26 protein-coding genes and 1 tRNA gene are annotated in these 23,867 nt (G+C 58.4%); 15 read left to right on the forward strand and 12 right to left on the reverse strand.

What is annotated here, in order from left to right:
* Positions 1 to 104 precede the first annotated feature (104 nt).
* Complete coding sequence (locus AB4Z23_RS12730) at positions 105 to 977, reverse strand: ATP-binding protein (RefSeq protein WP_013636188.1); 873 nt, start codon at positions 975 to 977, stop codon at positions 105 to 107.
* Positions 978 to 1,184: 207 nt separating this feature from the next.
* Here AB4Z23_RS12730 and yajC point away from each other — a divergent pair, with 207 nt between their 5' ends.
* The 5 genes from yajC to AB4Z23_RS12755 all read left to right on the forward strand — a co-directional run bounded on the left by yajC (position 1,185) and on the right by AB4Z23_RS12755 (position 6,056).
* A complete protein-coding gene (yajC, locus tag AB4Z23_RS12735) occupies positions 1,185 to 1,532 on the forward strand; it encodes a preprotein translocase subunit YajC (protein WP_003515350.1) in 348 nt (115 codons plus the stop codon).
* A 79-nt stretch (positions 1,533 to 1,611) separates the two neighbouring features.
* Positions 1,612 to 4,176 carry a protein translocase subunit SecDF gene (gene secDF / locus AB4Z23_RS12740; protein WP_003515348.1) on the forward strand — a complete coding sequence of 855 codons (2,565 nt, stop codon included), beginning with the start codon at positions 1,612 to 1,614 and terminating at the stop codon, positions 4,174 to 4,176.
* On the forward strand, positions 4,176 to 4,568 hold the full coding sequence (locus tag AB4Z23_RS12745) for an Mth938-like domain-containing protein (RefSeq protein WP_441360242.1): 393 nt from the start codon (positions 4,176 to 4,178) through the stop codon (positions 4,566 to 4,568). The genes secDF and AB4Z23_RS12745 overlap by 1 nt, the downstream gene beginning before the upstream one ends.
* Positions 4,569 to 4,591: 23 nt before the next feature.
* On the forward strand, positions 4,592 to 5,437 hold the full coding sequence (locus AB4Z23_RS12750) for a phytoene/squalene synthase family protein (RefSeq protein ID WP_421476695.1): 846 nt from the start codon (positions 4,592 to 4,594) through the stop codon (positions 5,435 to 5,437).
* 160 nt (positions 5,438 to 5,597) lie between these two features.
* Entirely contained in the window at positions 5,598 to 6,056 is a 459-nt protein-coding gene (locus AB4Z23_RS12755; RefSeq protein ID WP_003515343.1) for a hypothetical protein, read from the forward strand.
* A 14-nt stretch (positions 6,057 to 6,070) separates the two neighbouring features.
* Here AB4Z23_RS12755 and AB4Z23_RS12760 read toward each other — a convergent pair whose 3' ends face one another.
* From AB4Z23_RS12760 to lipB, 3 genes are all read right to left on the reverse strand, one after another.
* Entirely contained in the window at positions 6,071 to 7,006 is a 936-nt protein-coding gene (locus tag AB4Z23_RS12760) for a DMT family transporter (protein WP_038491061.1), read from the reverse strand.
* Positions 7,007 to 7,081: 75 nt separating this feature from the next.
* Positions 7,082 to 8,149: an NAD(P)-dependent alcohol dehydrogenase gene (locus AB4Z23_RS12765; protein ID WP_003515339.1), complete on the reverse strand. Its 1,068-nt coding sequence runs from the start codon at positions 8,147 to 8,149 to the stop codon at positions 7,082 to 7,084.
* Between the two features lie 69 nt (positions 8,150 to 8,218).
* Positions 8,219 to 8,950, reverse strand: coding sequence for a lipoyl(octanoyl) transferase LipB (lipB, locus tag AB4Z23_RS12770; protein WP_003515336.1), 732 nt, complete (start codon positions 8,948 to 8,950; stop codon positions 8,219 to 8,221).
* A gap of 189 nt (positions 8,951 to 9,139) precedes the next feature.
* On the opposite strand from lipB, the gene AB4Z23_RS12775 reads away from it, so the two are divergent.
* Both AB4Z23_RS12775 and AB4Z23_RS12780 read left to right on the forward strand, forming a co-directional pair.
* A tRNA-Leu gene (locus AB4Z23_RS12775) sits at positions 9,140 to 9,224 on the forward strand.
* Positions 9,225 to 9,783: 559 nt separating this feature from the next.
* Positions 9,784 to 10,209: a PAS domain-containing protein gene (locus tag AB4Z23_RS12780; protein ID WP_003515332.1), complete on the forward strand. Its 426-nt coding sequence runs from the start codon at positions 9,784 to 9,786 to the stop codon at positions 10,207 to 10,209.
* 78 nt (positions 10,210 to 10,287) lie between these two features.
* On the opposite strand, the gene AB4Z23_RS12785 is transcribed toward AB4Z23_RS12780, so the two are convergent.
* Entirely contained in the window at positions 10,288 to 10,455 is a 168-nt protein-coding gene (locus AB4Z23_RS12785; RefSeq protein WP_003502827.1) for a Thivi_2564 family membrane protein, read from the reverse strand.
* Positions 10,456 to 10,576: 121 nt separating this feature from the next.
* Between AB4Z23_RS12785 and AB4Z23_RS12790 the strand changes: the two genes are divergently transcribed.
* Positions 10,577 to 11,005: an OsmC family protein gene (locus tag AB4Z23_RS12790; protein WP_441360243.1), complete on the forward strand. Its 429-nt coding sequence runs from the start codon at positions 10,577 to 10,579 to the stop codon at positions 11,003 to 11,005.
* A gap of 3 nt (positions 11,006 to 11,008) precedes the next feature.
* Here AB4Z23_RS12790 and AB4Z23_RS12795 read toward each other — a convergent pair whose 3' ends face one another.
* The 3 genes from AB4Z23_RS12795 to AB4Z23_RS12805 are packed head-to-tail and all read right to left on the reverse strand — an operon-like array spanning position 11,009 to position 14,140.
* Positions 11,009 to 11,503: a peptide deformylase gene (locus tag AB4Z23_RS12795; RefSeq protein ID WP_111790250.1), complete on the reverse strand. Its 495-nt coding sequence runs from the start codon at positions 11,501 to 11,503 to the stop codon at positions 11,009 to 11,011.
* Between the two features lie 17 nt (positions 11,504 to 11,520).
* Positions 11,521 to 11,823 carry a hypothetical protein gene (locus tag AB4Z23_RS12800; protein WP_441360244.1) on the reverse strand — a complete coding sequence of 101 codons (303 nt, stop codon included), beginning with the start codon at positions 11,821 to 11,823 and terminating at the stop codon, positions 11,521 to 11,523.
* Positions 11,824 to 11,836: 13 nt separating this feature from the next.
* Entirely contained in the window at positions 11,837 to 14,140 is a 2,304-nt protein-coding gene (locus AB4Z23_RS12805) for an FdhF/YdeP family oxidoreductase (RefSeq protein ID WP_065661550.1), read from the reverse strand.
* Positions 14,141 to 14,510: 370 nt separating this feature from the next.
* Here AB4Z23_RS12805 and mgtE point away from each other — a divergent pair, with 370 nt between their 5' ends.
* Positions 14,511 to 15,938 carry a magnesium transporter gene (mgtE, locus tag AB4Z23_RS12810; protein WP_013636179.1) on the forward strand — a complete coding sequence of 476 codons (1,428 nt, stop codon included), beginning with the start codon at positions 14,511 to 14,513 and terminating at the stop codon, positions 15,936 to 15,938.
* A gap of 84 nt (positions 15,939 to 16,022) precedes the next feature.
* Positions 16,023 to 16,409 carry a MerR family transcriptional regulator gene (locus AB4Z23_RS12815; RefSeq protein ID WP_003515319.1) on the forward strand — a complete coding sequence of 129 codons (387 nt, stop codon included), beginning with the start codon at positions 16,023 to 16,025 and terminating at the stop codon, positions 16,407 to 16,409.
* Positions 16,410 to 16,567: 158 nt separating this feature from the next.
* Here the strand turns inward: AB4Z23_RS12815 and AB4Z23_RS12820 are convergent, their stop codons facing one another.
* Together AB4Z23_RS12820 and AB4Z23_RS12825 are read right to left on the reverse strand one after the other, a co-directional pair.
* Positions 16,568 to 17,533: a heparan-alpha-glucosaminide N-acetyltransferase gene (locus AB4Z23_RS12820; protein WP_421476700.1), complete on the reverse strand. Its 966-nt coding sequence runs from the start codon at positions 17,531 to 17,533 to the stop codon at positions 16,568 to 16,570.
* A gap of 69 nt (positions 17,534 to 17,602) precedes the next feature.
* A complete protein-coding gene (locus AB4Z23_RS12825) occupies positions 17,603 to 18,295 on the reverse strand; it encodes a DUF599 domain-containing protein (RefSeq protein ID WP_013636176.1) in 693 nt (230 codons plus the stop codon).
* A gap of 505 nt (positions 18,296 to 18,800) precedes the next feature.
* On the opposite strand from AB4Z23_RS12825, the gene cobU reads away from it, so the two are divergent.
* From cobU to ccoP, 5 genes are all read left to right on the forward strand, one after another.
* The gene (cobU, locus tag AB4Z23_RS12830) at positions 18,801 to 19,322 is read left to right on the forward strand and encodes a bifunctional adenosylcobinamide kinase/adenosylcobinamide-phosphate guanylyltransferase (RefSeq protein WP_421476702.1); all 522 of its coding nucleotides are present in this window, start codon (positions 18,801 to 18,803) and stop codon (positions 19,320 to 19,322) included.
* A gap of 243 nt (positions 19,323 to 19,565) precedes the next feature.
* The gene (gene ccoN, locus AB4Z23_RS12835) at positions 19,566 to 21,188 is read left to right on the forward strand and encodes a cytochrome-c oxidase, cbb3-type subunit I (protein WP_441360245.1); all 1,623 of its coding nucleotides are present in this window, start codon (positions 19,566 to 19,568) and stop codon (positions 21,186 to 21,188) included.
* Between the two features lie 10 nt (positions 21,189 to 21,198).
* Positions 21,199 to 21,930 carry a cytochrome-c oxidase, cbb3-type subunit II gene (gene ccoO, locus AB4Z23_RS12840; RefSeq protein WP_441360246.1) on the forward strand — a complete coding sequence of 244 codons (732 nt, stop codon included), beginning with the start codon at positions 21,199 to 21,201 and terminating at the stop codon, positions 21,928 to 21,930.
* Between the two features lie 12 nt (positions 21,931 to 21,942).
* The gene (locus AB4Z23_RS12845) at positions 21,943 to 22,095 is read left to right on the forward strand and encodes a CcoQ/FixQ family Cbb3-type cytochrome c oxidase assembly chaperone (protein WP_003502810.1); all 153 of its coding nucleotides are present in this window, start codon (positions 21,943 to 21,945) and stop codon (positions 22,093 to 22,095) included.
* 3 nt (positions 22,096 to 22,098) lie between these two features.
* Entirely contained in the window at positions 22,099 to 22,962 is an 864-nt protein-coding gene (gene ccoP, locus AB4Z23_RS12850) for a cytochrome-c oxidase, cbb3-type subunit III (RefSeq protein WP_003515305.1), read from the forward strand.
* A 48-nt stretch (positions 22,963 to 23,010) separates the two neighbouring features.
* Here ccoP and AB4Z23_RS12855 read toward each other — a convergent pair whose 3' ends face one another.
* Entirely contained in the window at positions 23,011 to 23,367 is a 357-nt protein-coding gene (locus AB4Z23_RS12855; RefSeq protein ID WP_441360247.1) for a VOC family protein, read from the reverse strand.
* 11 nt (positions 23,368 to 23,378) lie between these two features.
* Entirely contained in the window at positions 23,379 to 23,783 is a 405-nt protein-coding gene (locus tag AB4Z23_RS12860) for an SRPBCC family protein (RefSeq protein WP_441360248.1), read from the reverse strand.
* Between the last annotated feature and the right edge of the window lie 84 nt (positions 23,784 to 23,867).

Raw genomic sequence — 23,867 nt, forward strand, 5'->3', positions numbered from 1 at the left:
CCGAATATGTGCAGCAAACCATTTGGCGGGCGATGTGGCGGTCGGGAATACGACAACGCCTATAGCCGCAACGACACCGGCTCTCGCCAGATGTCACGGTGGCGTTATCTGTCGATCGATTTTCTCAGGCGCCCGGCGGCATCCTGAATATATTGCCAGGCGACGCGACCGGAGCGGCCGCCGCGCGTGGTCGCCCATTCCAGCGCCTCGTGATGCAGGGTTTCGCGATCAAGGCCGAGGTCGAAATGTTCGGCATAGCTGTCAATCATTGTCAGATAGTCTTCCTGGCCGCATTTGTGGAAGCCGAGCCACAGGCCGAAGCGGTCCGAGAGCGAGACCTTTTCCTCAACAGCTTCCGAAGGRTTGATGGCGGTCGATTGCTCGTTCTCCATCATGTGGCGCGGCAGAAGATGACGRCGGTTGGACGTGGCATAGAACAGCACATTGTCCGGACGCCCCTCTATGCCGCCATCGAGTGCTGCCTTCAGCGACTTGTAGGCCGTGTCGTCGTGATCGAAGGAGAGGTCGTCGCAGAAGACGATGACGCGTTCGCCGGAAGCTTTCAATATATCCAGCAAGGCGGGCAGGGTGTGGATATCTTCGCGATGCACCTCGACCAGCTTCAACGGAACGCCGCTTGCGGCGCGCACATCTTCGTGAACGGCCTTCACCAGCGAGGATTTGCCCATGCCGCGTGCGCCCCAGAGCAGCACGTTGTTGGCGGGAAAACCATCGGCAAAACGCAGCGTGTTCTCGTGCAGGATATCGCGCACATGATCGACGCCGCGAATGAGTTTCAGCGCAATGCGGTTCGGACGCGAGACCGGCTGCAGAAAGGAATTGACCGGCGTCCAGACAAAGCAATCCGCCGCATTCCAGTCGTTCACGGCAGGTGCCGGGCCTGCCAACCGTTCCATGGCGACGTTAAGCCGGCGCAGTTCGGCAAGAAGCAGGGTGGCCGTCTCTTCTCGAATCATGGTGTTTCTTCCGCTTATCCGATGTTCATAACGATGTTTTCAACCCGGCCTAGCATGGCGTTTCAGGCCCATAAAGGTTAAGAGGTCCGGAATCGGTACGGCGTGGCTTCTGCATCTGTTGCATTCCCGGCGTTCCCCACTATATTCCGGCGGCTTGAAAGCTGGGGCGGCATACGAGGTCGTGCTGTAATCGTTGAGGAGTTTTATATGTTCATTAGTCAAGCTTTTGCCCAGGACACGGCGGGCGGCGCGTCTGCATTCGGTTCCGGCCTTGAGATGCTTTTCCTGTTTGCACCGCTTATGGTGGTCTGGTACTTTTTCCTCATTCGCCCGCAGCGCGCGCAGATGAAGAAGCGTCAGGAAACGTTGACCAATATTCGCCGTGGCGATCAGGTCGTTCTTGGTGGCGGCATCGTTGGCAAGGTGACCAAGGTCATCGACGACAATGAACTCGAAGTCGAAATCGCCGAAGGCGTGAAAATCCGTGCCGCTCGTGCTTACATTGCCGAAGTGCGCGTGAAGGGCGAAGTGGTCAAGACGGAAGCCGCTTCCTGATCCTGCTGGATAATTGAACGTCCGCTTCCGAATTTGACGGGTTGCGCGTCGCGCAACCCCAACCCTGACCGAGATCGAAATGCTTCATTTTTCCCGTTGGAAAACAGTCTTTATCTGGTTGCTTGTGCTGGCAAGCGTCTTCATCGCATCTCCCAACCTGTTTTCGGACAAACAGCTGGAGGGCATGCCTGCCTGGTACAAGGACAACAAGGTAACGCTCGGTCTCGACCTTCAGGGCGGCTCCCACATCATGCTCAAGATCGAGCGTTCCGACATCGTCAAGGAACGGCTTGAAACGATCGTGGGTGACGTGCGCACGCAGCTTCGCGACGCCAACATCCGCTATTCGGGGCTTACGGGCAACGGCCAGCAGATCCAGGTTCGCATCAGCGATCCCGCTCAGTATGAAGCGGCGAAAACCGCGCTTCGCGACCTGACGCAGCCGGTGTCCGCCGGAACGCTGGTCGGCGGTTCCATCACAGAAGTGACGATGAACGACGGCGGCGACAATCTGCTGCGGCTCAACCTGACCGATGAAGGCGTGGATTATCGCCTGTCCTCGGCCGTGTCGCAGTCCATCGAAGTCGTGCGCCGCCGTGTTGACGAAGTCGGCACCACCGAACCTCTCATCCAGCGTCAGGGTTCCGACCGCATCATCGTACAGGTGCCGGGCCTCCAGGATCCGCAGCGCCTGAAATCGCTTCTCAACCAGACGGCAAAGCTGTCCTTCCGCATGGTCGATACCACCATGCCGGTGCAGGAAGCGATGAATGGCCGTCCGCCCGCGACCTCAGAGGTTCTTTATTCGCAGGACGATCCGCCTGTTCCCTATCTGGTGGAACGCCGCGCGCTCGTTTCCGGCGACAAYCTCGTCGATGCKCAGGCAAGCTTCAACCAGCAGACCAACGAACCCGTCGTCACCTTCCGTTTCGACAGCCGCGGTGCGCAGCGCTTTGCGCAGGCGACGCAGCAGAATGTCGGCAAGCCTTTCGCCATCGTGCTCGACAATCAGGTCATTTCYGCACCTGTCATCCGTGAGCCGATCATCGGCGGTTCGGGACAGATTTCCGGYAGTTTCTCGGTTCAGGGCGCCAACGACCTTGCAGTCCTGTTGCGTGCGGGCGCACTTCCGGCCACGCTGACCGTGGTTGAGGAACGCACCGTCGGTCCGAGCCTTGGTAACGACTCCATCACCGCCGGCCTCACGGCAAGCGCCATCGGCGCYGTCGGCGTCCTSATCTTCATGTTCGTCTTTTATGGCTTCTTCGGCCTGCTTGCGAACATCGCCCTCATYGTCAACGTGGTCATGCTGATCGCCGTCCTCAGTGTGATCGGATCTACGCTCACCTTGCCCGGTATTGCSGGTATCGTCTTGACGATCGGTATGGCGGTGGACTCCAACGTTCTGATCTACGAGCGAATACGCGAAGAGGTGAAGAGCGGAAAACCGCTGATCCAGTCACTGGATAATGGTTTCACACGCGCCTTTGCGACCATTATCGACGCCAACCTGACGACGCTGATCGTTGCAAGCGTGCTGTTCTACATGGGCACGGGTCCGGTCAAGGGCTTTGCCGTCACGCTTGCGGTCGGTATCATCACCACCGTCTTCACGGCCTATACGCTGACGGCCTGGATGTTTGGCTACTGGGTTCGCCGCAGCCGTCCGAAACATCTGCCGAAGGGTGTACGCACCGCCATGTTCGACGGTCGCGACATTCCGTTCATGCGTTATCGCCGTGTGGTTTTCATGATCACCGGTGTGATCATGCTCGCCTGCGTCGGCGGCTTCGTCGCCAAGGGCCTGAACCTCGGCATCGATTTCCAGGGCGGCTCGGTTATCGAAGTGCGCGCCAAGCAGGGTGAGGCCGATCTCGCAGATATTCGCGAGCGTCTGAACCAGCTGAACCTCGGTGAAATCCAGGCACAGAATTTCGGCACGCCGCAGGACGTTCTCATCCGCATACAGGCGCAGGACGGCGGCGAAAATGCCGAGCAGTCGGCAATCACCCTGGTGCGCGGCGAGTTGCAGGACAAGTATGATTTCCGTCGCGTGGAAGTCGTTGGTCCGGCCGTGTCCGGTGACCTGACCGTGACCTCCACGATCGGCGTTGTGCTCGCCATGGCGGCGATCATGATCTACATCTGGGTTCGCTTCGAGTGGCAGTTTGCACTGGGTGCGGTCATCTCGATGGTGCACGACGTGGTCTTCACCATCGGCCTGTTCGTCTTCCTGGGTATAGAGTTCAACCTGACCAGTATCGCGGCGATCCTGACGATCATCGGTTATTCGCTGAACGATACGGTGGTCATCTACGACCGTGTCCGTGAAAACCTCCGGCGATACAAGAAGATGCCACTTTCGATGATCATCGACGTATCGCTGAACCAGACCCTTTCGCGCACGATCCTTACCGGTCTGACCGTGCTTCTGGCACTGCTGGCACTGTATCTGTTCGGTGGCGAGGTCATYCGTTCCTTCACCTTCGCCATGTTGTTCGGCGTCGGTATCGGCGTGTTCTCCTCGGTCTATATCGCGGCTCCGGTGCTGATCGCCTTCAAGCTGCGTCCCGACAGCAAGGATGCGGAAGATGAGAAGGATGAGAAGTCCGGCAATGCCATCGGCGGCAAGCCTGCCGTCTGATGGCCGGCGGGATTGAAATACGCCCGGCCCATTTTCCCGGCCGGGCGCCCATCGATGCCTATGGCAATGGCGGTTTCCGTTTCGCCGACATGTCGCACCGCGGCTCTCTCCTGTTGTTGCCTTCCGGCATTCACGGCTGGAGCCCGGTTGATGYGAAAGAATTGACGCTTGAGCATTTCGACAAGGTTCTGGCTGATGCGCAGGATATCGAGGTGCTTTTGATCGGCACGGGTGATGGCATGCGGGTCTTGCCGAAGGAATTGCGCGAAGCCTTCAGGCAAGCGGGCATTTCGGTCGATCCGATGAGCACGGGTGCTGCCGTGCGCACCTATAATATCATGCTTTCGGAATCGCGCGCCGTGGCTGCGGCGCTGATTGCCGTCGAAGGCTGACAGGACGTTTCGCGCGGGGAAACATGGCACCCACAGAGAATCTAGACGTCTGCCTCGCGACGCTGCGCGACACCGATCGCGACCGCTATCTCGCGTGCCTTCTGTCTCCGGCCGACAAGCGCGCAGCGCTTGCCGCGCTTTACGCCTTCAATGCCGAAATYGCCCGAATCCGCGATTCCGTGCGCGAGGCGCTGCCTGGCGAAGTTCGYATGCAATGGTGGCGCGATCTCCTTGATGGCAATGCGCATGGGGACAGCCAGTCTCACCCCGTTGCTGCCGCTCTTTTGTTGGCGATCGAGCAATATCGCCTGCCGCGACCGGTTCTTGCCAATATGATCGAGGCGCGCATCTTCGATCTTTATGACGATCTGTTCGTGGATCGTAACGCGCTCGAAGGCTATGCGGGGGAGACCGCCTCGGCACTGATCCAGCTGGCTAGCCTTGTGCTTTCGCCGGAAGACACTCCAGCAAGTGCGGAAGCTGCGGGACATGCGGGCGTTGCGCAGGCCATGGCCGGCATTCTAATGCTGATGCCGCTGCACCGTCGTCGTGGGCAGGTCTATATTCCCGCGGATATGCTCGCGGCTGCCGGGCTTGATCGCGAGACGTTTCTGGAAGGCGACGACAAACAACGCATCAGCATCGCCATCGAGATTTTTGCAACGCACGCGCTTGATCACATCGAGAAGGCGAGACGCGCCAAGATGTCCCGGAATGTCTTTGCGGCCTATCTTCCCGTTGCCTTGTCCGGCCCGGTCATCGCCGCTGCCAGAAAGGCGGGAGCGGGCGTGTTTGAAGGCGAAGTGCAACTGTCGCAGCTTCGCCGGCAATGGCTGCTGGCAAAGGCGTCTTTCCTCAAGCGTTTCTGATTGCTCGACCTGCACATCGCGCAGACAGATCGGAGCAATTTTCGCGTCGAGGCCGGAGAGCCACACTTCACGCAAGCCTCGGTGTTTAAGAGCTTGAGCCGGGTTCGCATCGTTTCGATTCGCGAATCGCGATGTTTCGGTGCTGAGGGAGCCTTCCCGCATGAATATGGCGGTCTGGATAATCGTTTTCGTGCTGCTTGCGGTCTTCGCTGTTTATGCCTGGCGCATGACACGGGCAACGGATGAGGACAATAACCACGATGTGGGGCAGGCGATCATGGATTTTGCCCGCGCGTTTCCCACCGAGGCGATCAGAAGCCTGCATATGACGGTGGATGGCGGCGCAGCCTTCGTGCGGCTGCACGACAACAAGGCCGGCTTCATGCGCAATATGGGATCCCATTATGTGTGCCTGATGATCGATCCCGAGCGGATAAGGGTCGAGAGTCTGGAAAGCGGTGACGGTTTCGTCGTCACGTTTTTCGATACGCCGAAATATAGCGGCTCATACCGCTTCAAATCCGCCGGAGAGGCCGCCGAGGTTTCGCTGTGGCTGCTCGGTAGCCTTGTGGAGGCGCAGGACCATCACGACGAAGGACCGCAGCCCTCGGGCGCCTGAAAGCGTTCTGGGCGTCATTGTCCGTCGAGCGGCGGGTTCGCTTCCGTCTGCACACGCTCGCGCCAGATGATGAAAAGGCCGGATGCAACGATGATGAGGATGCCGAGCCATTTCGATGGCGTCGGAAAATCCGAAAACAGCGCATAACCGAGAACCGTCGCCGAGATGATTTCGAAATACTGGAATGGTGCCAGAAGCGACAGCGGCGCCAGCCTGAAGGCCCTGACGATCAGGAGATGCATATAGCCGGATATCGACCCTAACACGATGAGCAGGGTGAGGGTGAAGCCGGATTGCGGAAGCGAGATCGCGAAATCCTTGTCACCGTAGGCGTCGCCGGCCAGAAGGGCTGCCGCCATGAACACCGTGCCGGCAATGCCGGACATGGTCTGCATGACAAGCGGACTGTCGGCATCGCCGATGGCGCGGTTAAGGAACAGGTAGAGCGTGTAGAGAAATGCGCAGGCGACGGGCAGGAGCGATGTCCAGCCGAAAATCTCAAAACTCGGCTGAATGACGATCAGAGCGCCGCCGAAACCCACCGCAATCGCTGTCCAGCGTTTCCAGCCGACCCTGTCGCCRAGGAAGAGGGCCGACATCATCGTCAGCATGAATGGCTCGACGAAATAGATGGCAAAGACATCGGCAAGTGGCATGTATTTGACGGCGGCGAAGAACATCAGGCTGGCACTGGCATGCAGCACGCCGCGCAGGCAGTTCATCCACGGTCGTCTGGCGCTGAACAGCGCTTTGGGTGAGACCAGCAGCAGCAGGGGCAGGGTGCACAGAAGCTGGAAAAAGAAGCGGTAGAAAGTGACCTGCGCCGGTGACATTCCGCCGCTCACCGCCATGTATTTGGCGATGGCATCCATGACGGGCAGCACGAACATGCAGCCCGCCATGATCATCATGCCCTTGGCGACATCGTTCAAACCGGTCTGGCTGGTCATGGGTAGGGCTGCGCTTTCAACCAAAAGGTCCGACGAGGAAACGGGAGCGCCAGAGGGCGCTCCCCCTCGACGAGGTCAGGCGGCCTTCTGGCGTGGCAGGCTCTTCATATCAATGACGAAGCGATAACGCACATCGCTTTTTATCATGCGTTCATAAGCCTCATTGATCTGATCGATATTGATCATCTCGATTTCGGCGGCGATGCCTTTTTCGGCGCAGAAATCCAGCATTTCCTGGGTTTCGGGAATGCCGCCAATCATCGAGCCGGCGAAGGTCTTGCGGCCGGGGATGAGGCTGAATGCGTGCACCGATAGCGGCTTCTCAGGCGCTCCGACCTGCACCAGTGCGCCATCCCGCTTCAGCAACGCAAGATAGGCGTTGATGTCGTGGTCGGCGGCAACCGCGTCGATGATAAGATCGAGGCTGGAAGCCGCTTTCTTCATCTGGTCGGCATCGCGTGAAACGATCACCTCATGGGCACCGAGCTTTTTCGCGTCTTCTGCCTTGCCGGGGGAGGTGGTGATCATCACGACCGTAGCGCCCATGGCATTGGCGATCTTGACTGCCATATGGCCGAGGCCACCGAGACCGACGACGCCGATACGCTTGCCGGGACCTGCATTCCAGTGCCGCAGCGGCGAATAGGTGGTTATGCCGGCGCAGAGCAGGGGTGCTGCGGCTGCTGGATCGAGCCCTTCGGGGATCCGCAGCACATAGCGATCATCGACGACCACATGGGCAGAATAACCACCAAGCGTATGTGCGCCGCCGCCCATGGCCTTGTCAGGCGAGTTATAGGTGCCGGTCATGCCGTTTTCGCAATATTGCTCCAGCCCTTCGGCGCAGCTTGCGCATTCACGGCAGCTGTCGACGATACAGCCGACGCCGACGCGGTCACCCGCCTTGAATTTCGTGACCTGCGCGCCCACCCGACCGACGCGGCCGATGATTTCGTGGCCGGGGACGCAGGGGTAGAGAGAACCCGGCCATTCGCTGCGGGCCGTATGGATATCGGAGTGGCAGACGCCACAGAACTCGATTTCGATTTCGACATCGCGCGGGCCGGGATCGCGACGCTTGATGGTCGCGAGCTTCATCGGCGAAGAACCGTCATCGCAGGCATAGGCTGACGTTGTGAACATTGTCGTTCCTCCTCTTGTGGTGATCGATATTGCATGCACTGGCAGGCGATAAAAAAGTTGCGGCGGGTTTCAGCCGCCGGAGCCGGCTTCGGGCACTGCCGGGCCAAAGACCTCCTCAAAGGCTTCTCGCAGCAGAACATCGACATCGCCGATCATAACCGGCAATCCAAGATCGACAAGGCTGGTCACGCCATAGGCGCTGATGCCGCAGGGAACGATGCCGGAAAAATGCGCGAGGTCGGGATCGACATTGATCGACAGCCCGTGAAAGCTCACCCATTTGCGCAACCGGATGCCGAGCGCGGCGATCTTGTCCTCGGCCATGCTACCATCGGGAAGCAGGGGTTTTTCCGGACGCCTGACCCAGACGCCAACCCGGTCTTCGCGCCGTTCGCCACGGACATTCATCTTGTCGAGCGTGCGGATGATGACATTCTCCAGCGCGGCAACATAGGCGCGGACATCCTGGCGCCGGCGTTTCAGGTCGAGCATGACGTAAACGACGCGCTGTCCCGGCCCGTGATAGGTATATTCGCCACCGCGACCGGTGGCGAAGACCGGAAAACGCTCCGGCTCGATCAGGTCGGCAACATCGGCACTGGTGCCTGCCGTGTAGAGTGGCGGGTGCTCCAGAAGCCACACGAGTTCGTCGGCCTCGCCATTGGCTATGGCGGCAACTTCGCGTTCCATCTCTTCTATAGCCAGTTCGTAAGGCACGAGACCTTCCGAGATTCGCCAGCGAACAGGCGGCGAGCCGGGAACGGGCAGCATATTTGTCTCGATATCCGTGCGTGTAAGCATGAAAAAGTCCTTTCCACAGCCTTCTCGCAAAATGAAGAGAAGGCTGCAACCCCAGCATTTCCGGGCTTCCTGCATATAGGGTGGGCCGGGCCGATTTTTAATTTCAAAAAACTGTCACGACGCTCTTGTGCACCCAAAATCCTTTTGCTACATGCACCCCCGTCGGCGCAAGTCGACGCCTACCACGATGCGGTCGTGGCGGAATTGGTAGACGCGCAGCGTTGAGGTCGCTGTGGGGCAACCCGTGGAAGTTCGAGTCTTCTCGACCGCACCAAAGAAACCCGCTTCGGCGGGTTTTTTCTTTTTYTGCCAATTGTTTGGCTTTGCYCCTCCCMAAAAAAGAAGAAGYAGTTACGTCGATTAGATACGCCTCGGGCGACTTCGACTTGTTTCGTCTCGGCAGCCCGGGCTGTAAAATTTCAGGGCGTCAGATTATCGATCTTGCCGCCATTCGGATGAGATTTTTGCGGCTTAGCGTCTCCCCGCGCGATTGCCGTCACCGACCCGGTAGGGGTCGCCATCCATGACCTGGTCCATCCGCCATTCGTTTCCGCGATAGGGGCTTTGCCACGTCTGGCAGCCAGCTAGAAAGACAGTTGCCGACAGCAACCCAAAAGTAAGAGCGGTTCGCAGCATATGAGCATCCTTCGACATTTCATCTTGCAGTCATGTAGGTGCAAGCGGTTGGCTTTGCGACGCTTTTTTTGGAAATTATCGTGCTTTCGAAACCGGCATCCGGATCAGGCGCCATTAAATTTCGGTGGATATCGATACACGTTGTAGTAGCCGGTTAAATACCCCCTCAAAACAAGGGGTGGAATATTAGAGGTCTGATGTTAGCGTTTGTCAGAAAAAAAGGTCTGGAGGTTTTCGTGCAGGGGGACAAGGCGGATTCAGACAATGCGCTCGGCTATTATATGTGGAGCATTTCCGACAAYAGGTTGATCATGGACACCGTCACCGCGGAGTGTCATGGCTTTTCCGAAGCGGTGGCATCGCGAGGTGTGTCGATTGAGGATATTCTCGAAAGAATAGATGTGGAAATGCGCGATCAGGTGGCGCGGGCAATTTTCGAAAGCATCACTACCGGCGTGTTTTTCGACCAGCGCTACAAGGTGCATCTGCCCGATGGTTCCATCCGCTGGATCGTGGCGAAGGGCAGGGCGATTTTCGATGCTGAAAATACGCCGTTTCTTGGTCTCGGCAGCGTTCGTGATATCACTCTCAAAAAAACCTACCAGTTCGAGCCACGCCAATAGCTATCGAGTGTCATGAAAAATGGCGCAAAAAAAGAGGCGGCTTTCGCCGCCTTTTTCTGTTCGCACGCTACCGTGATATCAGAAGACGGCGAGATATTTCAGCAGCGAAATAATGCCGATGATGATGACGATGACTTGCGCGATCTGTTTCGCGCCGCCGCCGACGGGCAGTCGTGCGATGAGCCACAAGACGAGCACGATCACCAGGAAGGTGATCAGAATGCTGACGAGCGTAGATGTAACCATAGGTCCCAGCTCCCTGTATAATAAAGGTTCAACGGTCGTTCACCGTTGTGTGAGTAAAAAGCGCCAGACAGGTTTTGGTTCCATGCGATTGGTTGCACGCGATTAAATTAGGAATATTTGAATGATAGAAGGTGGAAAGGTGAAGTTGAGGCCGGTTGGCGCCACCGCCAAGGTCGGGCGGCTTGGTCGCCCAMTGATTTCGACAGTGACCGGCGGCGCCCTGGAAATTGTKACGGGTGTCTCTGAACCGGGCTTCAATCCRATCGACCTCCTTTATTCRTCGCTTGCGGCATGCCTGGCGCTCAGCGCCCGGATTGCGGCGAGCCGCATGGGGTTGCTGGACGGCTTCGAGAGCGTGCTCGTTGACGTTTCCGGTGAGAAATCCGCGCAGGAGCCCTATCGCATCATYCGTTTCGATATCAGGATGGAGATTGCCGGGAGTTTCGATGAGGCGACGCGCGCCGCAATTGCCCATGCGGCCGAAGATATCTGCACCGTCAGCAACACTTTGAAGGGCGACGCGGACTTTGCTCTTTCGATCGCTAGCTGATCGTCAYGGCTTTCGGGATTTTTCCCATTTCTTCACMAGCCGGTCGCGTTTCAGCTTCGACAGRCGCTTCAGCCAGAACACACCATCCAGCTGGTCGATCTCRTGCTGGATGCAGATGGCGTGAAATCCCTTGGCGCTTTCTCGATGTTCCACGCCCGTTACGTCCTGAAACCTCACCTCGACCTCAGATGGACGTTCCACCTCTTCGGTGAAGCCCGGCATTGAGACGCTGCCTTCCACATGCCGCATGGTCTGCGCGGAGTGACTGACGATTTCGGGATTGATGTATGTCAACACGGTTCCCGGYGTCAGCTCAAGCACGAAGACGCGCTGTTTTACACCGATGTGAGCCGCGGTGATGCCGACGCCGGGGGCGGCGCGCATGGTGTCGATCAGGTCCGTGACCAGATTTTGCAGGTGGTCGTCAAAAACAGTGACCGGCGCGCAAATCTCKGAAAGACCGGCATGGGGGTAGGGCAGGATCGGCCTGATTGCCAAGGAATGCTCCGTTCGTTTCAGGTTTGAGAGGATAGCGCGGCGAGCGCCTGTCCCTCCGCTGTGACCTCCAGCCAACTGCGCTGGGTGCGGGCGTCGCGTTTCGTCACCCGCACAAAGCGCGGTGACAGGGCGGAGATTTCGCGCAGGACGAGGGCATGCGCAAGCCCCAGCCGATTGGCGATGCTGCGGCTGTCGGTGGCGATATCCATATTGATGGCCAGAAGRATYGCCGCGCCCGTGGCCGAAAGCGCCTGYGACGATCCTTGCACGATCTGCTCCACCGCTGCCATGAAAGCCGCTGCAGATTGTTYCTCACCCATCAAGCCATCCTGTTCAAGAGGCGGAACCGGGAAGCAGGCGGAAGGAGACGAGTACCGATTTCGACGTTGGCGTAAAGCTGCCTTCGCCATAGCTTGACAGCGGCACCAGCACGTTCAGTTCGGGATAATATCCGCCGACACTGCCGCGCGGAATATTGTAGGGGACCAACCGGAAATTTTGGGCGATCCGCTCCACGCCATCGCCATATTCGCCGATGACATCGACCCGCTGGCGGGAGTGGGCGCCCAGCGCTTCCATATCCGCAGGATTCATGAAGATGACCTGGCGTTCGCCATAAACACCGCGATAACGGTCGTCCATGCCGTAAATCGTGGTGTTGTATTGGTCGTGGCTGCGGAATGTCTGCAGCACGAAAAGATTGTCGCCCGTGAGCGCCTGCTGATGCTCGGTCTGTTCGGGAAGCGGGCCGCTATAAAAGACGGCCTTTTTTGCCGGCGTGTTCCATTCCCGTTCGGAGGCCGTGTTGCGCAGGCGAAAACCGCGCGGCACGCGGACGCGTTCGTTGAAATTGTCGAAACCGGGGATGACCCGCTCAATCATGTCTCGGATGAGATCGTAATCCTCGGCAAGCGCTTTCCAGTCGACCTGCGCATTGCCAAGGGTCGCTTGCGCAATGCCGGCAACGATGGCAACTTCGGAGCGTAGTTCCTCCGAGGCAGGCGGATTGATGCCGCCGGAACCATGCACCATGCTCATGGAATCCTCGACCGTGACGATCTGCGGCTTGCCGGCAGAATTACGGTCGATTTCCGTTCGGCCAAGGCAGGGCAGCACGAAGGAGATTTCGCCCGGCACCAGATGCGAATGGTTGAGCTTGGTGGCGATGTTGACCGTCAGTTTCTGATTTTCAAAAGCCTTGACGATCAGCGGACTGTCGGGCGTTGCCCGCATGAAGTTGCCGCCGAGCGCGATGAAGGTTTGCGCCTCGCCAGCCAGCATGGCGGCTACGGCCTCCACGGTGTTGTGGCCGGGTTTGCGCGGCATGGCGACGCCGAGTTCTTTTTCCAGTGCGTCTAGCAGCGCCGGCGGCGCTTTYTCATCGATACCGACSGTGCGRTCACCCTGAACGTTGGAATGGCCGCGTACCGGGCAAAGACCGGCACCGGGGCGGCCGATATTGCCGCGCAGCAACATGAAATTGGTGATTTCGCGAACCATGATGACGGAGTGGCGATGCTGGGTGACGCCCATGGCCCAGGTGGCGATGACGGAGCCGGCATTCATGTAGATGCAGGCGGCATCTTCGATTTCTGCGCGGGTGAGGCCGGACTGGTCGAGAATGCTTTCCCAGCTGGTCGCCTCGACGGCATCACGATAAGCCTCGAACTCGACCGCATGTTCCGCGATGAAGTCGTAATCGATGATGGCAGATTCTCCGGCAGTCCTTGCGGCATCGTCGGCTGCAAAGATCGCCTTGCTCATGCCGCGCACCACCGCCATGTCGCCGCCTTGCCGGGGCTGGTAATAGTTGGTGGCGATCTTGGTGTTGCCGCCGGTGATCATCTCGATCTTGTCCTGCGGATCGGCGAAGCGCTCCAGCCCCTTTTCCTTGATTGGATTGAGGACGACGATTTTCGCGCCGCGAAGCGCTGCCCGGCGCAGGTCGCCCAGCATGCGCGGGTGGTTCGTGCCGGGATTTTGGCCGATTACGAAGATCGCGTCTGCCTGCTCGAAGTCTTCCAGGAGCACCGTGCCCTTGCCGACGCCGATCGAGGCTTTCAGGCCGACACCGCTTGCCTCATGGCACATGTTGGAGCAGTCGGGAAAATTGTTCGTGCCGTAAAGCCGAACCATCAATTGATAGATGAAGGCTGCCTCGTTGGAGGCGCGGCCGGATGTGTAGAATTCCGCCCTGTCCGGGCTGTCGAGGCTATTGAGAACGCCGCCGATTTCGGCAAAGGCGTCGTCCCAGGAGACCGGCAGATATTTGTCGCTCGCCCGGTCGTAACGCATCGGGTGGGTGAGGCGGCCCTGTTTTTCCAGATCGTAGTCAGACCAGCCGCGCAGTTCGGAGACGGTGCGGGTGGCGAAAAAATCCGGCGGCACCCGGGCTTCCGTCGCTTCCCATGCGACCGCCTTGACGCCGTTTTCGCAGAATTCGAAGGAGGAGCCATGCTCCGGATCGCCCCATGCGCAGCCCGGGCAATCGAATCCATCCGGCTGGTTTGCCTTCAGCAGCGTGCGTGCGCCGGAAATCGGCGCGCCGGATTCCATCAGCCGTTTGCCAACGCTTTTAAGCGCGCCCCAGCCACCTGCGGCGGCGGAAGCCTTGCCGATGAAATCTGTCTTGCTCATTGTCGTGATTTTCCTGAAATTTTCCTRGCCGCCCAGGGATACTTACCGTTTGGCAACGGCCAATCATATATAAAAAAAGCTCTTTCAGAATCGTCTATGGGCGACATATGTCAATCTCTATCTTACCGGTTCCGACGGAACGGCAAGGGCTTTCCGGACGTTGTGCGGATTGAGGTGCACTGCCTGCCGCTGCATCATCATGGAGTGCTGCGCTCTTCAATCATGGTCTTGCGAAAGGGCAGTCCATGACATTTTCGTCGCAGTTCCGAAGCCCGTTGTTTTTCACCTATCCGGTTGTTGACAATATACTTTTTAACGCCATTCTGCCTGCAAATTCGTGCACTGCGGCATTTAAAGAAGGGGACGCCAGATGACAGACCGTGACGACGATCTTCTCGCGCCCGAAGAGTTGAAACCGACAGAGGCACCCTCCGATATCTACGCCGAGGACGGCTCTGTCCGCTCCGACTTTCTGGCGATGGTGGGGGCGGCGATTGCCGACCGCGATCTGCTTTTCCTGCGCAAGAATGTGGCGCGACTGCATGAGTCTGAACTCGGCGACGTGCTGGAGTCCATCATGCCGGAGCAGCGCCACGCGCTCGTGCGGTTGYTGGGTTCCGATTTTGACATGACGGCGCTGACCGAGGTGGATGAAGGCATCCGTCTCGATATCGTCGACCAGATGTCGAACGAGCAGATCGCTGCCGGTATTGGCGAGCTGGATTCGGACGACGCTGTCTACATTCTCGAGGATCTCGACGACGAGGACCGCGAGGACATCCTCTCGCAACTTCCGTTCACCGAACGGGTGCGGCTGATGCGGGCGCTGGATTATCCGGAAAGCTCTGCCGGCCGTCGCATGCAGACGGAATTCGTTGCCGTACCGCCGTTCTGGACCGTGGGGCAGACCATTGATTATCTGCGTGAGGAGGAGGAGCTACCGGATTCCTTCACGCAGATCTTCGTCATCGACCCCACGTTCAAGCTTGTCGGCGCTCTCGATCTCGACAAGGTGCTGCGCGCCAAGCGTCAGGTGAAGATCGAAACGATCATGCACGAGACCAACCACTCCATTCCGGCCGAAATGGACCAGGAAGAAGCGGCGCAACTTTTCGAACAATACGACCTTCTATCCGCCGCCGTGGTGGACAACAACGGCCGTCTGGTTGGCGTGCTCACCATCGATGACGTGGTCGACGTCATTCAGGAAGAAGCCGAAGAGGATTTGCTGCGCCTTGGCGGTGTGGGCGACGAAGAACTGTCTGACAGCATCACCAGCACCTCGCGCTCACGTGTGCCGTGGCTTGCGGTCAACCTCCTTACCGCCTTTCTGTCTGCCTCCGTCATCAGCCTTTTCGATGCGACGATCCAGCAGATCATTGCGCTGGCGATTTTGATGCCGACGGTTGCCGGCATGGGCGGCAATGCCGGATCGCAGACCATGACCGTGTCCGTGCGGGCGCTGGCTACCAAAAGCCTAGATATTCACAACGCTGCCCGCATTATCAGGCGTGAAGCGGGCGTTGGCATCCTGAACGGGTTGTTGTTCGGCTGTGCCATCGGCATCGTTGCAGGCGTTTGGTTCCAGGATGTCCATATCGGCGGCATCATTGCTGCCGCCATGTGTCTCAACATGCTGGCGGCGGCGCTGGCAGGCATTCTCATTCCGCTGGTTCTCGACAGGTTCGGGGCAGACCCCGCCGTTTCCTCTGCTGTCTTCGTGACAGCGGTAACGGACATTGTCGGCTTTTTTTCGTTTCTGGGCATCGCTACGTGGTGGTACGGTATTTCGGGATAGGCCCAAACAGGCGAAAGCGGCAGGAAAATTGACTTTTACGTGAAGGTCAAATAATAATTGTCCGGTTATGAATCGGATAGGCCCTTGGACAAGTATTATAGCATAACCGAACTGACGCGCGAATTCGGTGTTTCCACCCGCACCTTGCGATTCTACGAGGATGAGGGCCTCATTCACCCTGAGCGACGCGGGCGTACGAGGCTTTTCAGGTCTGCGGATCGGCGTCTCATTCAGGAAATCCTGCGCGGCCGCCGTATCGGTTTCACGATCGCAGAAATTCGTGAGATCATTCACGTCTACAAGGAGCCGCCGGGCGAATCAGGCCAGCTTGTGCTTCTGATGAAGAAGGTCGATGAGAAGCGCGCCGATCTCAGGCAAAAGCGCAAGGACATCGAAGAGACGCTGGCTGAACTCGACAATGTCGAAGAGGCCTGCCTCACGCGCCTTGCCGAAATCGGCGTAGGGACYTGATGCAGGTTTCCCGCCGTCGCGCTTGACGTGATGGCCCTGGATTTCCCGCGGAGAGGAAAACCTCTCACTCCGTCATCCTTTTGATTTTACGCGACGTGGATAGATCCTCGGGTCAAGCCTGAGAATGACGCCGAGCGTGGATTGACGTGTGTCGTCCTTTACTGCGCCTCAACCGTGCACTGTTGCGCCACGTCGCTGACYTTCGTCTGCTGCTCSGCACTGAGCTTGCCTTCCATCATGATGTCAAACAGGCTTTCCGCTTGCAGCTTTTCAAGCGTGCAGCCGCAGAAACGTTGGCACAATTCCTGGCCGTTAGCCTGCTGGACGCAGCTTTTTTCACAGCTCGATTTGTAAAGCTCCACCTGGTCGACAGGAGGAGGCGGTGCCACAAGTGATACCGCGTAGACGAGGCCAATCAGCGCCGGCTGGTGGATTAGGTAAAACGCAAGGCTGTGACGGCCCGCTGTTGCTATCAGATTGCGGGGGGAGCTTGGGTTGCGAAAGCGGTCCAGCCAGCTGCGCGGTGTGACGAATTGCGAAACCGCAAGTCCGGCAAGAAAGGGCGCAAGCCACGGCAAAAGCGGCACATAATCGTTCGAGCGCGGCGGCATGGTGGAGAAACCGACCCATGCCAGCCATTTGCTGTTGAAAAAATCCGACTGGACGTATTGCGGCAGCGCAAAGGCAAGAGTCGCGAAAAGCAGCGTCACCAGCGGGGGTGCCCGCAGGAACAGCAGCCCGACAAGGCTTGCAGCGGCTATGTTGTGCAGGATTCCGAAAAAGATGAAGCTATCCGGAAAGGCGACATAGGTGGCGATGGTGATGAGCAGCGCCGAGCCCGCCACCATTGCAAAACGCTTGCCGAAGGACGGCCAGTTTATGGCTTTGCCATGGGCGAGAAACAGGCTGAAACCGGCGAGGAACAGGAACGAGCTGGCAATGGCGCGCGCATAAAGCTTCCACAGGCCGGTGGTTGCCGTACCCGGCTCCAGATAGCCGAAATACTCCAGATTCCATGTGAAGTGGTAAGACGCCATGGCGATGAGCGCCAGCCCGCGCAGTGTATCGAGACCGCCCATGCGGCCTTTGCGGCGGGTGTCGATTGCAGCTGTTTCTGTTTCCATAATTCCTGCTGTTTCAGCTGTCTGAAGCCGTTGTCTACTCAAGGGCTTGGCCCGTGAAGTAAGGCTATTTCAAGGCCCGGGCCTGTCCATGATGGCGCGGCGTGCCTCGGAGAAGAACTGGCGGCGCAACAGCGCCACTATGATGATGACCGTGCTTGCGATGAAGACATAGGGGCTGATGAACCAGCCGAGATAACCGATCGACAGGAAGATCGTCCGCAGCCCATCATTGAAGTTCTTAGCAGCGATGATGTTCATCTTTATGACGTTTTCAGCGGCACGCTCGGCAGCGTCGCGATCCGCGTTGACATCATGGACCATTGGTATGGCACCGAACAGGATCGTGCAATAATTGAACAGGCGGTAGGACCAGCCGAACTTGAAAAACGAGTAGCCGAAAAGGCAGGTTAGCCCCATGACCTTCAGTTCGAAGGCCGTGCGCCCGGCATATTGCACGAAGGGCAGGTCGCGAAACACGGTTTCGACCCGATCTGTCGCCCCCAGAAGAGCAAAGCAGCCGCCGATGGCAAAGATCGAGGTAGACGCGAAAAAAGCGGTACCATTCTGCAAACCCGCCATGATCTGCGTGTCGATCATCTTCAAGTCGCGTTTGAGAGAATTGTAAATCCAGTCGCGTCGACGCTCCGCCATGGCCTGATTGAGGCTGGTTCGCGAAAACAGCGTCGTTCCCGTCGTGAGGTGGGTATAGGTGGCCCATAACACGATAAAAACGACGATCGAGATATAGTCCATGACGGTCATCACGGGCAGGTCACCTTGCTGTTTGCGAATCTTCACGGCCATATTGATTTGAAGGCCATGGCAAGGCAATGGCAGCGGCCTCCATGGGCGAACATTCTCCCGCCGCGTTGCAGCTTCGTCATTTCGTTTTCTGCTAACGTTCCGGTAACCAAGTGGCTTTATCAATCCCGTCGCGGACGGAAAGGTCTGCCGGTTCCGGGTCAAGGTTTTGCGTACCGGTTCCGCTTGATTTATCGCCGACACCGCTCGCCGATTGACAGAATGACCGTTCGCACCTAGCTTTTTGTCAGGACCGGTGTTTCCGGCATCCGGAGTTGCCAAGGCTGTCAATGTCCCGCATCGTGCGGACAGGTTTTGTCGTCTCCGACCCGGTATCATCGGCAGTCCGGCATGAGTAACCGGGGGACGCCTTTTTCTACGAATCGTTCCCTTCATGTACGGCTGTCTCTGGCTTGCGACACCGCAATGATGCCGGTCCGTCTTATTCTTTTCTTCCAGGTTCTTCATGACAGATAAAAACCGCTCCGTTTTCATTCTAGGCGGCGCGCGCTCCGGCAAGTCCCGTTTTGCCGAGGACCTTGCGGGCAAAGCCGACGGGCACCTGCATTATCTGGCCACCGGCCGGGCATGGGATGACGAGATGCGCGATCGCATCGGCCATCATCAGGCCCGGCGCGGCGAGGAGTGGACGACACACGAGGCGCCCGTTGATATCGCTGCCGTGCTCGCGCGGCTGGATGCGCCGGACAATGTCATCCTTATCGACTGCCTGACATTGTGGCTCACCAATCTGATGATGGAGAACGCCGATATCGAGACGGCGTTCGCCACGCTGGCAGCGGCAATCGCGTCCACCAAGGCGAAACTGATTCTCGTCTCTAACGAGGTCGGCCTTGGCATCGTGCCGGAAAACCGCATGGCGCGCGAATTCCGCGATCACGCCGGAAGGTTACACCAGCGCGTCGCGGCCATCGTCGATGAAGTCTATTTCGTCGCAGCCGGGCTGCCGCTGAAAATGAAGGGCTGACGCAAGCCCTATAAAGCCGGTGTCGCGCGTCGGCGTCCGTTCTTTCAGTTTCTATGTACTTTTTATCGCCAAATCCCGGCTCGGTTTTGCCGGTGCTGCGACAGCTTCTCTTTCTTGATCTGGATCAAGGTGGCTTCCCCACGCCGGTGGCAATGCTCCAACCGACGCAAAGGCCCGTTTCCGCTTCGTAAAGCGCGCGCCAAGCCTTTCGTCGGTCTGCTTGCACGTTGGGGGAAACCAACAATGAATTACACGTTAGAAACCGCGATCGTGGCCCTTGGGGCTTTTCTCGCGCTGCTCGGGGCTGCTTTCGCTCACGACAGTCTTTTCGCCGCCCATATGTGGGTGCTGTTCTTTACGCTTCTGGTCAGCACGGTGCTTCTGCTGCGCCGTGTTTCTTTCGCGCCTGTCGATCAGGCCGGGCGCGCCCGGCTGAAATCCGAATATTTCGATGAGGTCGTGAAATACGGCGTCGTCGCTACCGTGTTCTGGGGCGTGGTCGGGTTTCTGGTCGGGGTCGTGGTGGCGCTTCAGCTTGCCTTTCCCGATCTCAACATCGCGCCCTATTTCAATTTCGGCCGGATGCGGCCGCTGCACACCTCCGCGGTGATCTTCGCTTTCGGGGGAAATGCGCTGATTGCCACGTCATTTTACGTGGTGCAGAGAACCTGTCGCGCGCGCCTGTTCGGCGGCAATCTCGGCTGGTTCGTGTTCTGGGGCTACAACCTCTTCATCGTCATGGCTGCCACTGGCTATCTGCTTGGTATCACGCAGGGCCGCGAATATGCCGAGCCGGAATGGTATGTCGATATCTGGCTGACGATCGTCTGGGTCGCCTATCTCCTTGCATTTCTCGGCACGATCCTCACGCGCAAGGAGCCGCATATCTATGTGGCAAACTGGTTCTATCTGAGCTTCATCGTGACGATCGCCATGCTTCATATCGTCAACAACCTCGCCATTCCGGTGTCGTTCCTCGGCGTCAAGAGCTACTCMGCTTTCTCGGGCGTGCAGGATGCGCTGACGCAATGGTGGTACGGCCATAACGCCGTCGGCTTTTTCCTYACCGCCGGCTTYCTCGGCATGATGTATTATTTCATTCCCAAGCAGGTGAACCGCCCGGTCTATTCCTACCGTCTGTCGATCATCCACTTCTGGGCTTTGATCTTCATGTATATCTGGGCCGGTCCGCACCATCTGCACTATACGGCGYTGCCGGACTGGGCGCAGACGCTCGGCATGGTGTTCTCGATCATGCTGTGGATGCCSTCSTGGGGYGGCATGATCAACGGCCTGATGACGCTTTCGGGCGCATGGGACAAAATCCGCACCGATCCCATCGTTCGTATGATGGTAATGGCGGTGGCCTTCTACGGCATGGCGACCTTCGAAGGTCCGATGATGTCGATCAAGGCTGTCAACTCGCTCAGCCACTATACCGACTGGACCATCGGCCACGTGCATTCCGGCGCTCTCGGCTGGAACGGCATGATCACCTTCGGTGCCATCTATTATCTGACGCCGAAACTGTGGGGCAGGGATCGTCTCTACAGCCTGCAACTGGTCAAGTGGCACTTCTGGCTCGCCACGATCGGCATCGTCATCTACGCCGCCGTGATGTGGGTGGCCGGCATCCAGCAGGCCTTGATGTGGCGCGAATACGATACTCAGGGTTTCCTCGTCTATTCCTTCGCGGAATCGGTCGCAGCGCTGTTCCCCTATTACGTGATGCGTGCGCTGGGTGGCCTGATGTTCCTCAGTGGCGCGCTGATCATGGCCTACAACGTCACCATGACCATCCTCGGTCGTCAACGCGAGGAGGGCGTCCGCAATGACGCCGCACCTTCGCTGCAGCCCGCTGAATAAGGAGAGGCCGATGTCCATACTCGACAAACACGGCGTCATCGAACGCAACGCCACWCTGCTTTTGGTCGGCTCGCTGCTCGTCGTCTCAATCGGCGGTATCGTGGAAATCGCGCCGCTTTTCTATCTCGAAAACACCATCGAGAAGGTGGAGGGCATGCGGCCCTACTCGCCGCTGGAACTGGCCGGGCGCAACATCTACATCCGCGAGGGATGTTATGTCTGCCACAGCCAGATGATCCGGCCGTTCCGCGACGAGGTGGAGCGTTACGGGCAYTAYAGCCTGGCGGCGGAATCCATGTACGACCACCCGTTCCAGTGGGGTTCCAAGCGCACGGGGCCGGACCTCGCACGCGTRGGCGACCGCTATTCGAATGRATGGCACGTGCAGCATCTGGCCGATCCGCGCTCCGTCGTGCCGGAATCGATCATGCCGTCCTACGCGTTCCTTAAAACCACGCCGTTGAAGATTACGGATATCTCGATGGAGCTGAAGGCYAACCGCRCCGTTGGCGTGCCCTATAGCGACGAGATGATCGAGAAATCMGCGGCTGATCTTCACGCGCAGGCCGATCCGAACGCCGATACGACCGAGCTTCTGGCGCGCTATCCGAAGGCGAAAGTCGGCGATTTCGATGGCGATCCAGCCAAGCTTACCGAAATGGATGCGCTGGTTGCCTATCTGCAGATGCTCGGCACGCTGGTCGATTTCTCGACCTATGACGATGCCGCCGGATATCGGTGAGGAGGCGACACGATGGAAACCTACACGGCCATGCGCCACTTCGCCGATAGCTGGGGCCTGCTTGCCATGACCCTGTTCTTCGCCGGCGTCGTCGTTTTCACCCTTCGTCCCGGATCGAAAAAAGCTGCGGACGACGCCGCCAGCATTCCGCTTAAGGAGGACTAGGATATGTCCGAAAAACACATTGATGACATCAGCGGCGTCGAAACCACCGGCCATGAATGGGACGGTATTCGCGAGCTTAACAATCCGATGCCGCGCTGGTGGGTCTGGACCTTCTACTTCACGATCCTCTGGGCCATCGGCTATACCATCGCCTATCCGGCATGGCCGCTGATCAATGGCGCAACGCAAGGGTTGCTCGGCTGGAGCAGCCGTTCCGAGATCGCCGCCGATATGGCGGACGCCAAACAGGCGCAGAGCGTCTATTCCGACAGAATCGCCAGTTCCTCGCTCGCCGAGATTGAGGCCGATCCGACGCTAAGGCAATTTGCCCTTTCCGGCGGTGCCGCCGCCTTCAAGGTCAATTGCATCCAGTGTCACGGTTCGGGTGCGGAAGGCGGGCAGGGATACCCCAACCTCAACGACGATGACTGGATGTGGGGAGGCAGCGTCGAGGATATCTATACGACGGTAAAGCACGGCATTCGTTTTGCCGACGATCCCGATACGCGCCTGTCGGAAATGCCGGCCTTCGGCGATATCCTCAAGTCCGAGGAAATCCGCGAGGTCGCCGCCTATGTCGTCAGCCTGACAGGAACGCCTTCCAACCCGGCACTCGTAGAACCCGGTAAACAGATTTTCGCCGACAATTGCGCCTCGTGCCACGGTGAGAACGCCAAGGGCAACCGCGAGTTCGGCGCGCCCAACCTGGCCGACGCGATCTGGCTGAAGGCCAGTGGCGAGCAGGGGATCGTTGCGCAGATACGGTCGCCAAAACACGGGGTCATGCCCGCCTGGGGTGAACGGCTTGGTGATACYACGGTCAAGCAGCTTGCGATCTTCGTGCACTCGCTGGGCGGTGGCGAGTGAACGTCACAGYCAACAAATGGAAAGGGCCGCTCGATGCGGCCCTTTTTCTTATCGATCAGACCAGACGGCCAGTTCGTATCCATCCGGATCGGTGAAATGAAAACGGYGTCCGCCGGGAAAGGCGAATATGGCGACGCTGATCTGCCCACCGGCTGCCTCGACACGCCGGTGCGCATTCTCGATATCGGCGGCGTAAAGAATGACAAGCGGTCCACCCTTGGCTGACACGGGTGCCGTGGTGGTGAAACCGCCGGTCAGCCGGCCATCGGAAAACTCGCAATATTGCGGGCCGTAATCCTTAAAGGACCAGCCGAAAGCGCCGCCGTAAAATTCCTTGCTGCGCTCTATATCGGCGACGTTGAATTCGACATAGTCGATGCGCCGGTCATTCGTATTCGTGGTCATCGTTTTATCCTTCAATCCGTTTCGAGCAGCGACTTCAGTTTCTCCAGATCGACCCGGACCATCTCCGCATCCCGTTCGAAATCCTCGTCCGTCATGTCCGGCAGGCGAAGCAGGGTAAAGCTCACTTCGGCACCGCTGCCATTCGGTGTTACCCGCAGCGCGTTATACACCTTCATTCCATCCGGCAATGTCACGACGTGGTCTATCACGCCGAATTCGTTTAAGGGCGCGAAATTGACGCGGACCTCACCCAGCGGGCCGCCATCGGCGATCCAGTCCTCGCCGTCTGGTTTAAGACCGCCTGCTAGACCGGCGGCCCAGTGCGGCATGTTTTGCGGGTCGGAGGTGAAATCAAAGACATGGCTCCATGGTYTTTCCACCGACAGATGAATGATTTTTGACTGCATGACTGGCATCTCATCCTCCCTGTTTAATGCAGGCCGCAGGCTGCGCCACTTTGTCCGCGCTTGATGTAAGTCAAGGATGTTTCGCCGGTGAGA

Source organism: Agrobacterium sp. MCAB5 (assembly GCF_052114365.1).
Classification (GTDB): domain Bacteria; phylum Pseudomonadota; class Alphaproteobacteria; order Rhizobiales; family Rhizobiaceae; genus Agrobacterium; species Agrobacterium tumefaciens.

Coding starts and splice junctions, on each gene's coding strand:
- yajC (WP_003515350.1), top strand. CDS start 1,185: ATGTTCATTAGTCAAGCTTTTGCCCAGGACACGGCGGGCGGCGCGTCT.
- AB4Z23_RS12755 (WP_003515343.1), top strand. CDS start 5,598: ATGAATATGGCGGTCTGGATAATCGTTTTCGTGCTGCTTGCGGTCTTC.
- AB4Z23_RS12765 (WP_003515339.1), bottom strand. CDS start 8,149: ATGTTCACAACGTCAGCCTATGCCTGCGATGACGGTTCTTCGCCGATG.
- lipB (WP_003515336.1), bottom strand. CDS start 8,950: ATGCTTACACGCACGGATATCGAGACAAATATGCTGCCCGTTCCCGGC.
- AB4Z23_RS12785 (WP_003502827.1), bottom strand. CDS start 10,455: ATGGTTACATCTACGCTCGTCAGCATTCTGATCACCTTCCTGGTGATC.
- AB4Z23_RS12825 (WP_013636176.1), bottom strand. CDS start 18,295: ATGACCGTCATGGACTATATCTCGATCGTCGTTTTTATCGTGTTATGG.
- cobU (WP_421476702.1), top strand. CDS start 18,801: ATGACAGATAAAAACCGCTCCGTTTTCATTCTAGGCGGCGCGCGCTCC.
- AB4Z23_RS12845 (WP_003502810.1), top strand. CDS start 21,943: ATGGAAACCTACACGGCCATGCGCCACTTCGCCGATAGCTGGGGCCTG.